General features: G+C 42.8%; 11 protein-coding genes. 7 read left to right on the plus strand and 4 right to left on the minus strand.

Features of this window, described 5'->3' with window-relative positions; genetic code table 11:
• Positions 1 to 84: 84 nt before the first annotated feature.
• Entirely contained in the window at positions 85 to 1335 is a 1251-nt protein-coding gene (locus AN393_RS03400; protein ID WP_055017323.1) for a multifunctional CCA addition/repair protein, read from the plus strand.
• An 8-nt stretch (positions 1336 to 1343) separates the two neighbouring features.
• Here AN393_RS03400 and AN393_RS20410 read toward each other — a convergent pair whose 3' ends face one another.
• The 3 genes from AN393_RS20410 to pdsR all read right to left on the minus strand — a co-directional run bounded on the left by AN393_RS20410 (position 1344) and on the right by pdsR (position 4474).
• On the minus strand, positions 1344 to 1508 hold the full coding sequence (locus AN393_RS20410) for a hypothetical protein (RefSeq protein WP_024033174.1): 165 nt from the start codon (positions 1506 to 1508) through the stop codon (positions 1344 to 1346).
• Between the two features lie 141 nt (positions 1509 to 1649).
• A complete protein-coding gene (gene pdsS, locus AN393_RS03405) occupies positions 1650 to 3785 on the minus strand; it encodes a proteobacterial dedicated sortase system histidine kinase (protein ID WP_055017324.1) in 2136 nt (711 codons plus the stop codon).
• On the minus strand, positions 3785 to 4474 hold the full coding sequence (gene pdsR, locus AN393_RS03410; protein WP_055017325.1) for a proteobacterial dedicated sortase system response regulator: 690 nt from the start codon (positions 4472 to 4474) through the stop codon (positions 3785 to 3787). Before pdsR ends, pdsS begins: the two co-directional genes overlap by 1 nt.
• A gap of 200 nt (positions 4475 to 4674) precedes the next feature.
• Here pdsR and pdsO point away from each other — a divergent pair, with 200 nt between their 5' ends.
• The 3 genes from pdsO to AN393_RS03425 are packed head-to-tail and all read left to right on the plus strand — an operon-like array spanning position 4675 to position 8052.
• Complete coding sequence (gene pdsO, locus AN393_RS03415; RefSeq protein WP_055017326.1) at positions 4675 to 5406, plus strand: sortase-associated OmpA-like protein PdsO; 732 nt, start codon at positions 4675 to 4677, stop codon at positions 5404 to 5406.
• A 46-nt stretch (positions 5407 to 5452) separates the two neighbouring features.
• Entirely contained in the window at positions 5453 to 7456 is a 2004-nt protein-coding gene (locus AN393_RS03420) for a marine proteobacterial sortase target protein (protein ID WP_055017327.1), read from the plus strand.
• Positions 7453 to 8052 carry a class GN sortase gene (locus tag AN393_RS03425; RefSeq protein ID WP_055017328.1) on the plus strand — a complete coding sequence of 200 codons (600 nt, stop codon included), beginning with the start codon at positions 7453 to 7455 and terminating at the stop codon, positions 8050 to 8052. The genes AN393_RS03420 and AN393_RS03425 overlap by 4 nt, the downstream gene beginning before the upstream one ends.
• On the opposite strand, the gene AN393_RS03430 is transcribed toward AN393_RS03425, so the two are convergent.
• Positions 7941 to 8906 (minus strand): DMT family transporter, encoded by a 966-nt coding sequence (locus tag AN393_RS03430; RefSeq protein WP_055017329.1) that lies wholly within the window; start codon positions 8904 to 8906, stop codon positions 7941 to 7943. The two genes, AN393_RS03425 and AN393_RS03430, sit on opposite strands and share 112 nt — an antisense overlap.
• A gap of 116 nt (positions 8907 to 9022) precedes the next feature.
• On the opposite strand from AN393_RS03430, the gene proB reads away from it, so the two are divergent.
• The 3 genes from proB (at position 9023) to AN393_RS03445 (ending at position 11652) form a co-directional block, all read left to right on the plus strand.
• Positions 9023 to 10126, plus strand: a complete 1104-nt coding sequence (gene proB / locus AN393_RS03435; protein WP_055017330.1) for a glutamate 5-kinase — start codon at positions 9023 to 9025, stop codon at positions 10124 to 10126.
• A gap of 137 nt (positions 10127 to 10263) precedes the next feature.
• Positions 10264 to 11238: a GGDEF domain-containing protein gene (locus AN393_RS03440; RefSeq protein ID WP_055015124.1), complete on the plus strand. Its 975-nt coding sequence runs from the start codon at positions 10264 to 10266 to the stop codon at positions 11236 to 11238.
• Between the two features lie 54 nt (positions 11239 to 11292).
• Positions 11293 to 11652 (plus strand): glutaredoxin domain-containing protein, encoded by a 360-nt coding sequence (locus AN393_RS03445; RefSeq protein ID WP_004586118.1) that lies wholly within the window; start codon positions 11293 to 11295, stop codon positions 11650 to 11652.
• Positions 11653 to 11666 lie beyond the last annotated feature (14 nt).

Genomic DNA, 11666 nt, shown 5'->3' on the forward strand with positions numbered 1-11666 from the left:
GAGCTTATGTAAGCTTGGCAAACAATGGCTATTTTAATGGTATGATCAATATCAAATAACCACCCAGTGTGATTAGGATAAACAGTGAAACACAACCTTAAGCAAGTTTACCTTGTTGGTGGCGCGGTACGCGACCAGCTCCTTAATATAGCATCAAAAGATAACGATTACGTTGTTATAGGCGAAACACCCCAAACTATGGAGTCGCTTGGTTTTGTGCCTATAGGAAGTGATTTTCCGGTTTATTTACACCCAAAAACAAAAGAAGAATACGCCTTGGGTCGCACTGAGCGAAAAAGTGGTAAAGGCTATACCGGCTTTGTGGTAGACGCCAGTCCTCATGTTACGCTCGAGGAAGACCTTGCAAGGCGCGATTTAACTATAAACTCAATGGCGCTTGATGAAAACGGCACCGTTATTGACCCTTTTAATGGCCAAAGCGATTTACACAATAAAATATTGCGCCATACCACAGAGGCCTTTGTAGAAGACCCTGTAAGGGTATTACGCATAGCGCGTTTTTTGGCGCGTTACGGAAGTGAGTGGCGTATTCACCCAAGTACGTATGCATTAATGCGCGAGCTTAAAAACAAAGGTGAGCTTAATCATTTAGTGCCCGAACGCGTATGGCTTGAAACCGAAAAAGCACTGGGTGAAAAACACCCAGAACTGTATTTTCAAGCACTGCATGGTTTAGGTATTTTCCCTGAAATAGAGCAAATGGACGGTGTACCGCAACCTGCCAATCACCACCCCGAAGGCGATGTGCTTGTTCATACTATGTTGGTACTTAGGCGCGCTGCCGATTTAAACTTTAATTTAGAAACACGGTTTGCGGCACTCACTCATGATTTTGGCAAGGCACTGAGCTATAAAAAACGCGGTAATTTACGCGGCCATGAGCGCGAAGGGGTAGCCGTAGTAGAAAAGTTTTGTGAGCGTTTAAAAGTGCCTAACCGCTTTCGCGATATTGGCGTACTCACCAGCGATAATCACACCTTATGCCATACGCTTGAGCAATTAAGGCCACAAACGATTCATAAATTAATTGTCACTAATTTAAATGCTCTAGTGCACCCTGAGCGCTTTATTTCGTTTACCCAGGCATGCCAATGTGATGCGCAAGGGCGCGGAGAAACGCTCGTAGATAAGCCCTATCCGCAAGGAGCTAAGCTGCGTGCAATTTTTAATGAATTACAAAAATTGGATAAAAAGCAGGTAGTGCAAACTGCACTAAAAAATGGCAAAAAAGGCCCAGAAATAGGCGAAGAGGTAAAGCTGGCAGAAATAAACTGCATCAAAGCGTTTTTACAACACGAGCAAGCAACGCAATAGGCAAAGCCCTAGCTGAGGTATTCAGACACGCCTTCGTTTTTAACTTGTTCTGGCTGTCGTAAGTTTTTATATGTAGAGGTGGCAGGCTCTGAAGGTAAGCTAGGTGCTTGCTCTTGGGGCCTGTATAAATCAAAAATAAATTCGATCTCTTCACGCTCAAGTGGGTTGTTCATGATCTATTCTCCTTAATTAGCGCTCAGGGTATGGCTGTTCGACTGAATTAAAAGTGAATAGTTACATTTTAAGTTGTAGTAAATTGTAATCACTGTGCAAAAAATAAGGGCGACTCAGCAGGGCGCTACTTTATGCACAGCCTAGTTTTGTAAAGGCAGGGTTACTTTAAATACCACGCCATTACCGCGCTGGTTATTTTGCGCAGTGACACTGCCGTTATGGTAATCACATACTAGCCTTACAATATAAAGCCCTAACCCTAAATGTGGTTGTTGCTGCATTTGCTGACTACGCACCGACACCATAGAATCAAAAATATGCTCAGTTAGTCCTTCAGGCAGTACGGGGCCTGTATTACTCACTGTTAATATTGCTTTATTTTCGCTCTGCTTAAGGCCTACATTTATAGCCGTATTGGCTTCACTAAATTCCAGCGCATTATTAATAAGCTTATCTAGTAGCTGAGCTATAAACTCGGGAGCTCCTTGCATAGGTAAAGGGTTTTGGCATACATCAAGCTCAAATAATTGTTCAGGGTAAGTAAGCTGATAGCCTTGCATGCAGCCATTAATGACCTTTTGTAAATCAAACGGCTCGCTCTCGTTGCTTTGAATGCTTTGCTCAAGGCGTGTGGCTTCGCTCATGGTGGTTATTATTTTACCTAAGCGCTCAACCCCTTCACTGGCGCGCTCTAAGTATTTTTGGCTTAGCTCGTTTTGTGGCAGGCTTTGTAAGTTTTCAAGTGATGAGCGCACCACAGCCACCGGCGTGCGTAGTTCGTGCGATAACCGCGATGACATATTTTCTAAATAGTTAGTGTACCCACCTAATCGGCCAACAATATTGGCAAAGCTTCGTGAAAGGTCGCCAATTTCATCGTTTGAGTCGCTGTAATTTATACTGCCGGTAATGCGCCCTTGGGCGTCAATGGCTTGCTCTGCGGTATCACGCAGTCGTCTAATACGGCTCGAAATACGCGAAGCAAAAAAGAACAACGTCACAGTACCAATTAGCATCACCGCTAAAATAACGTTAAAGAGCTTTTCGAGCGATTTATTACGCAGTGTGCGTACACCGTTAGTGGTTTCCTCAGCGATGACTGCGCCAATGACTTTGTCGTCAATCCAAATAGGGTAAGCCGCCGATAAAATAACGGCTTTACTGTCGGGGGTTAACCGCCAAGACGACGCTGGTTGCCCTTTGAGTGCTTTAGCTAAATGCGTACCTTGCATTGAAGCGACATCGTGTAGGGTATCTAAAAATTCGTTTTCGGGGCGAGTTAAAATTTTATAATAAAGCGGGTGTAAATACGTTTGCTCAAAGCGCTGCCAAGCATTTTTAGGCGGCTGGTTTTTAAGCCCGTCGGCCCATACGCCATCGGCATTTTGAATTGTGCCCGACTGCGCTAATACGCGATGATGGTTATCAACCACCCAAATACGGCTGCCGCTGTGGCCCATACCTTTTAAAATTCGATTAATTTCGGGTGAGGGCACCAATACCGAGCCTAAATCGCTGGGGTTATTTAAATTAGAAGTCGACATTGTTTTAGAATCAAACGGCGCTTTTTTTGTGTCGATATCGACCACGGCAAAGCCTAGCTTGTTACCCAGCATATTAATGGGAAAGCGCAGTTCTACGTTATATCCCGATTCAGTACGCATAAAATAGCCCTGAATTTTTGTAAACGGTGTTTTGGTATTCGCATTAAACGCATTTACCCAGCCATCTTGGCGTGGTGCAATAATGTATGTATTAAAATCGCCGCCTGGGCTTTTTAGGCCAATTTTTAAATGGTCGTTATTCGTAATGCTTAAACTATTTTTAGCACGATATACAAGATGATCGTCAGTGACTTTAAACACCGCATATAAATAGTTATCAAATTTGCCAACCATATGATCAAACGATAAATCACTGGCTTGGTGATTGCGCTGCGTTTTTTGTAAATAACGTTTATCGTAATGCCAAAAAAGTGGTTGATAGCTTTGCCAGTCGCTCAGCTTGCCATCAAGTTGAATGGGATTTTTAAGGTTGTACGCATATAAGTCGCGCCCTTTTACTACCTGATCTAAAAAATTGGTTTGCTCATCAAACAGTGCTGGGCGCTCGTGCAAAGCGGTGGCAAGCGCGCGTGTGGTGCCTACGAGGGTTTTTTCTTGGCCTTGGCGTAAAAACTTTTCCATTTCCCATACGTACTCGTAACCAAGCCACGGCAGTAAAAACAAAAAGCACGACAGAAGTATAAATTTACTGCGTAGGCCAAAACGTAACATTAGCGTTGCTCCCACCTGTAGCCCATACCGTACACGGTATCTATGCAGTCAAAGTGGCTATCAAGTGTCATAAACTTTTTACGAATGCGTTTTACATGTGAGGTAATAGTACTGTCGTCTACGTAAATTTTTGCATCGCTCATTAAATCGTTGCGGCTTTTTACATGGCCTGGGCGCTGCGCAAGGGAGTGCAGCATCCAAAATTCGGTCACCGTTAAATCAACCAATTGCTGCTGCCAAAATACCTGCATGCGCTGGGTGTCGAGTTTAAGCGGGCCGCGTGTAATTAATGCATTGGCATCGGCGGGTTGCTCAAGTGCTTCCATGCGTCTAAATAGCGCGCCTATTCTCGCAGCCAAGTGGGCTAAGCTAATATCTTTTGTTAGGTAGTCATCGGCGCCCATACGCAGGCCACATACGGTATCTATTTCGCTATCGCGTGCAGTTAAAAAAATAATAGGCAGTGTTTTAGAAAGCGTACGCAAAGTTTGGCAAAGTAAAAAACCGCCGTCAATTTCGTGGCCTAAACCAATATCAACAATGGCTAAGTCGGGTAGGGCGTCTTTAAATGCGCTCTCTGCGCTGGCGCGATCTGCAAAACCACTTACCTGGTAACCTTGAGCGCTAAGCATTTCAATATAGTTTTCGCGGATGGCGGTTTCATCTTCAATGATGGCTATTTTTTTCATTCTACTCACCCTTATTTATTTTAAAACGCACTATATCGAAGTTTTTCAGCTATGTACGGTTAAAAAGGCAATTGCCATTTTTTTGCCACAATTGCTCAGTACTTTGCCATTTTTGCTCCCCTTTGTTGCCACTTGTAGCTGTTTTAATACAACCATCAAAACAAAACATCGCAAATTAAAACAAGTTTAAGGATTACATCATGAAGAAGACATTAATCGCATTAACGCTAGTAGCCAGTGTGTGTACACCTTCATTTGCGTCAGCCGCTAACACCCCTTCTAAAGAAGCACACAAGGAAACCGCCATTGGCTTAGGTACAGGCGCCATTATTGGTGGTGTCGTTGGTGGGCCAATTGGCGCCTTTATTGGCGCATTTGCCGGGGGCTTAATTGGTGATTCAAAAGTGGCCGATGACAAAATAGCCCAGCAACAGCGCGCGATTACGCTGATGCAGGAAAAAACCAGCGACTACATGCACGTACTTAATCACAACAATAGGCTTGAGCAACAGTTAGAAGTACTCACTAATCAAAATGAGCAGCTAACACAATCGCAAATAAATAACTTACTTGCCATGACAGTACAATTTAAAACAGGCTCAAGTGTTATTGCCCCGCACTTTGCTGCCCAGTTAGACCAGCTTGTGGTGCTGTTAAAAAACCAGCCGCAACTAGCGTTAGATTTAAGTGGTTTTGCCGATCAGCGCGGTGATGAGCAAGCGAATCTTTTATTGTCTAAAAAACGTGTAAACGCAGTGCAAAGTTACCTTATAAAGCACGGTATTAGCCATACACGTTTAAGTGCTCAGGCCTTTGGTGAGCAGCATACATTAGCAAGTAGCAACACAGTTGAAGATAACTTTTTTGATAGACGCGTAACACTGACTACTCGCTCAATAAACCCGGTAAATGGCCAAACGGCAAGTAACTAAAACCATTTTTATTTGAGTAAAGTTAAGCGTTCGATGGAGTGATTTTATGTTGAGTAACCCAACCAAAATGCTTACTAAAGTAAGCATTTTTATTTTCTTAGTGAGTGTGCTTCTGGTTAGTTTTAATAGCCGTGCACAGTCGCCCAAGCTTGAACTTTTTGACAGTGGCGGTGCGCCTTTAGCGCCAGCCATTATTTTAAAAAGTGACGCAAACATGACTTTAACCGGCTTAATTAACCATGTGGTCGTTAAGCAAACTTATCAAAACGATAATCTGTTTGCGGTAAATGCGCGTTATGTGTTTCCGCTGCCTGATGAAAGCGCCGTTCATGCAATGACGATGCGCATAGGTGAGCGGGTCATTAAAGGTCAAATAGATAAAAAAGTGGAGGCCGAAAAAAAATACCAAGCGGCAAAAAAGGCAGGCAAGCAAGCCGCACTTGTGCGCCAGCAGCGCGCGAATATGTTTATTACTAATGTGGCAAATATAGGCCCTGGCGAGCAGGTTATTGTTGAGCTTGAGTATCAAGAAATTATTAATTACAGCAGTGGTACATTTGCGGTTCGTTTTCCTACAACTATTACGCCGCGCTATCATGCAATTAGTGGTGAAGTTGGGCAAAGTAACACCGACAAAACCGTATTAAATCAGGCACCGAGCGGCTGGTTAAACCCTGTTTACAATATACAAAGCTCAGAGCAAAGCCAAGATGATGCACCCGATAGCAAATTTAGCTTAAATATAGACATAGACGTAGGGCTGGAGCTGGTAGAGATAAATTCTAAATTTCATAACGTAGACATTCATAACCCAGCATTTGGCCAATATACGGTTGCTTTAAATGAGCAAAAAGCTATAAATCGCGATTTTGTACTGGAGTTTAAACCGCTACAAAAAGAAAGCGCTCAGGCAGCATTTTTTACTCAGCAGTTTGAAAACGGCGACCGATACGGACTTGCTATGCTAATGCCACCTGCAGATCACTTTACGCAAACGCAGCGCCTACCACGTGAAATGGTGTTTGTTGTAGATACCTCAGGCTCTATGCACGGGCAATCTATGGAGCAAGCTAAAAAGGCGCTGTTTTATGCGCTTTCTTTACTCGATAACGACGACAGCTTTAACATTATTGGCTTTGATAACGTGGTTACCCCCATGAGCGATAACCCCCTCGTTGCCAGCGATTTTAATTTGCGCCGTGCTGAGCGCTTTATTTATAGCTTAGAGGCGGATGGCGGCACCGAAATACAAGGTGCCCTTGATGCTGTCCTTGATGGTAGCCGTTTTGAAGGCTTTGTACGCCAAGTGGTATTTTTAACGGATGGCAGTGTAAGTAATGAAGACGCCTTATTTAAAAATATTCAGCGTAAATTGGGCGATAGCCGTTTATTTACTGTCGGTATTGGTAGTGCACCTAATAGCTTTTTTATGCGCCGCGCTGCAGATATAGGTAAAGGGTCGTTTACGTTTATAGGTAGCACACATGAAGTGCAGCCTAAAATGCAGCAGTTATTTGATAAGCTTGCTCATCCAGCTATCACTAATTTAGCACTGAGCGATGAAAGTGGTAATAGTTTAGATTTTTGGCCTTCCCCCTTGCCCGATTTATATTTTGGCGAGCCAATAATGGTGGCTATAAAGCTAAACGATTCGAGTCGAATTACGCTTAATGGGCAAACCGCTCAAGGCCCCTTGAATATAAAACTAAGCGCACAAAATAGCGCAAACGCAAAAGGGATTGATAAGCTGTGGGCGCGCCAAAAAATTAAATCATTGCTTTTGTATAATGACCGTCAGACAGTTAAAAATGAGGTGCAAGGCCTTGCGCTCACGCATCAATTACTTAGCCCGTTTACGGCCTTTATAGCTATTGAACACACTCAAACTAAAGAGCCTGCAAAGCAAACTGCACTAGCTAAAAACGCAGCGCCACACGGGCTAGCTATGCGTTTACCGCAAACCGATGGACAAAGCCGACTTTACATCCTGCTGGGCTGTATTTTGTTAGCCGGGTTTGGCGCGGTAAAATTAACTCGGGCATTTAAATGAATAAGTGGCTAAGTGCAGGCTTATTAATCGCTGGGTTGGGGTTGTTTTCTCATGGTGCTTATATGCAAGCTAAGGCATGGCTTGCACAAGTATTAATAGAGCAGGCCTGGCAAGAGGCCCTTATTACGCCAAACGCTCGCGTTAAACCGTGGTTTTACGCCGATACCTTTGTTACAGCGCAGCTTAGCTGGCCTAAGTACAGTAAAACGCTTAGCGTTTTAGCTGGGGCAAGTGGCCGTAATTTAGCATTTGCACCAAGCCACTTTTTGCTGGGGGCAAAGCTTGGCGATGCACAAGGCGGTGCGTTAATAGCGGGTCACAACGACACTCACTTTGCATTTTTACAACACATCAAAGTGGGGGAAACGTTTACGCTGCAGTTGCAAAATGGCGTAATTCAGCATTATAAAGTGAAAGGGATTGAGGTTATTCATCAATCCCAACAGGCGTTTTTACAAACGCCTGGGCTTTACTTATTAACCTGTTACCCTTTTGACTCGTTGGCATCGGGCACTGATTTAAGATGGCTTGTATCGGCTGAGTTGATAGGGTCATCACCAGCTTCGTTAAGCGGTATGTCGACCACCAGCTCTTGATGTCGTTGGCTTATCATCACCCCTGCAAACACGATAAATATACTCACCCATTGCCAAAAATCGAGCACTTCACCCAAAATGATGGCTGATAAAATAAGCGTGAAAATAGGAATTAAATTTGAGTAAGCCGCAGCAGTTAACACTGATACTTTGCCAATTGCATAGTTATACATACCATAGCCACCGAGGGTGACGCACGAGCCTAAATACAAAATGCTCATAAGGGCGGCTAGGTCATGCTGGTTTTCGCTTGGTAAGTCGATAAAAAACAAAAACGGTGCAAAAAACACACTACCGCTTATACCTTGTAAAGCAATTAGCGTTAACGGCGAGTAACGATTGGCCAAGTGTTTAATGCTAATGGTGTAAAACGCCGCGCATACCATGGCCATAAGTTCTAAAAAGTTACCCAATAATGGATTAGGGGCTTGATCAGTATTGGGTGAAAGCAAAGTAAGTAAAATACTGCCGCCAATACATAGAGTAAACCCAATCACAATGGCTTTACTGATATACTCTTTAAGCATAAAAAACGCCATCAATGCCACAATAATAGGCAAGCACGAAACAATAACTCCCGCCTGAGAGGCCGAGGTGTATTCCATTGCGTGGCCTTCAAACAAAAAGTACAAGCAAGGCTCAGCCAGCGACATACCTAATAAGTACTTCCAATCGCCTTTTAAATACTCAAACCGAATTACATAACGCCATAAGCAAAGCGATAAAACTAAGGTGGTTAACATGCGTAAGAATATAACTAATGCAGGGTCGTAAACGGCAATAGCATACTTAAGCGCAATAAAGGAGCTGCCCCATAAAAAGGTGGCAATAATTAGGCATAAACTAGCTGGCATAAATGAAATTTTATCAAATTAAATTAACGCCGATCCTAGCATGAATAATTTTAACTTGTTCAAAAATACCGAGCTGGTATAAGTTTATTTATCTTTAATTTTAATAGTAAATAATAATGCGTAGGGAACAGGTAATTGTTGTTAAGCTTGGTACAAGTGTACTAACAGGCGGCACCGATAAGTTAGACAAAGCCCATATGGTTGAGCTGGTTCGCCAATGTAGCGAACTAAAAAAGCAAGGCCACCAAGTTATATTAGTATCAAGTGGCGCAGTTGCTGCGGGGCGCGAACAACTAATTAAACCCTGTGGCCGCGGCCTAATAGATAAGCAAATGTTGGCAGCCGTTGGGCAAGGCCAGCTTATACATATTTGGCAAAGCTTATTTGCCTTGTATGGGATAAACGTAGGGCAAATGTTACTTACCCGTGCCGACGTAGATGACCGCGAACGCTATTTAAATGCGCGCGACACCTTAAATGCGTTATTAAGCCACGATGTGGTGCCTATTATTAATGAGAACGATGCAGTAGCAACAAGCGAGATAAAAGTAGGCGATAATGATAATTTATCGGCGCTTGTGGCTATTTTAGCTAATGCCAACAAGCTATTACTGCTTACCGACCAAGAAGGTTTATTTACCAGCGATCCGCGAACCAATACGGATGCAAAGCTAATTGATGAAGTAACCCATATAAATGATGAATTACGCCAACTGGCTGGTGGTAGCGGTACAAATTTAGGCACCGGCGGTATGGCCACAAAACTACAAGCCGCCGACGTAGCAAGGCGCGCAGGAGTTGAGGTTATTATTGCAAAAGGCGCTGGCAATAATGTTATTTTAAAATGTATGAGCGAGCAATTACCCGGTACGCGGTTTTTAAAGCTTACTGCACCAAAAGATGGCCGTAAAAAGTGGCTAATGGCTGGGCCTAAAAGTACCGGCCAAATTATGATTGATGCAGGCGCTATTGCTGCACTACAAAACAAAGGGGCAAGCCTATTAGCCAAAGGCATAACCAATGCGTTTGGCCGTTTTGAGCGGGGCGACTTAATCGATTTAATAGACGCCAATAACCATGTTATTGCACGAGGGTTAACGCGTTTTAACCAAGTTGAAGTAAATAAAATTAAAGGTGCCCACTCAGAGCAAATAGGCGAGCTACTCGACTTTGATAGTGGTGCTGTGGTGCTACACAGAGACGACTTAGTTTTACTTTAGTTTTTTATAGTGCTTAGTAAAACAAACTTTAATCCACATAGGTGAATGCGCCCTAATTAAAAAGTATTGGTTAATTATTTAGCAAAGTTGATAGTTTTGTCTAAACTGATTGAAGTTAAAACAGTTTAGGTAAACTAATGAAGGCAAACAATTGCGGGCACGAATGGATAATCAATCTAACTCAGCAAGAAGAAGAAAGTGATTTAGATACGTCGTTAGTACAGATTATTGGCGACCTGCTCGAAGTTGAAAATTTTGCTATTTATATTAATAAACACTTTAGTGCGCAATTACCGCCTACGCTTATAAACAGCGACACTCGCCTTGAAGTATTAGAGTCTAACGAAGCGTTAGCGCTGCTTAATAAAGTAACCCAAAACAAAATAAGAGTAAGCCGTGCCTTAGGTGTAGTAACAACGTATGTGCCAGTGTATTACTTTGGAAAAGTAATTGGCATATTACTAATAGAAACCACAACAGAGTTAGCGCAAACCACCACAATGCTCGCCGTACATATTTTAAATATTTATGCCAACCAGCTAGGGCTACTGCATAAATCGCGTTTAGACCCCTTAACTGAGCTTTTAAATAGACAAACCTTTGATAAAAAAGTGATCGAAATTGTCTCAGGCAAAGGCTTTTTATTACCCCGTGATGATACAAATGAAAAGCGACGATGGTATTTAGCCATTGCAGATATCGATCACTTTAAACGCGTAAACGACAATTACGGCCATGTCATAGGGGATGAGGTTATTTTACTTGTGGCGCGCCTGCTAAAAAATAACTTTAGGTTAGAAGACTACGTATTTAGGTATGGTGGCGAGGAGTTTGCGGTACTATTTCAAACCAAAACCGAGGCACAGGCACATATAGCACTTAACCGTTTGCGCTCAAATATTGCTGAGTACCCCTTTCCGCAAGTTGGGCAGCTTACAATTAGCATTGGCTTTTTAGAGTTGGCAAGTATTGATACTGTATCTAGCATAGTGCACCAAGCCGACATGGCGCTGTATCATTCTAAAAATAGCGGCCGTAATAAAGTGACTGCTTATAGCGAGCTTGAGGTAAATGAAGAAGTGACCACCGATAATAGTATTGAGCTTTTTTGATTGTGAATTTGTGCTAAAATCTGGCTCCTTAAATTGTTGTAGGCAGGCACAAACATGAAATTCGTTCGTTGGTTTTTAGGTTGTATAATTTTATTCTTTAATTTTGTATTTACTCCTCGCAGTAAAAAGCGTGCAAGCGATGTGCAAGCGCAGCTTGATCAGCAAACCTCACAATTTAAACTTTATCAATTTAAAGCATGCCCGTTTTGCGTAAAAGTACGCCGTGCAATTAAGCGCGAAGGCTTAAAAATAGAAACGCGTGATGCAAAAAATAATCAACAATTTCGTCAAGAGCTGTTAGAGCAAGGCGGCAAAATTAAAGTGCCATGCCTACGTATAGAAAAAAATGGCCAAGTAGAGTGGCTGTACGAATCTAACGATATTATTGCTTACTTAAATAAAGTAGCGGCTTAAACGACCCCCTTAAT

It is taken from the genome of Pseudoalteromonas sp. P1-25, from assembly GCF_001401805.1.
Taxonomy (GTDB): Bacteria; Pseudomonadota; Gammaproteobacteria; order Enterobacterales; family Alteromonadaceae; genus Pseudoalteromonas.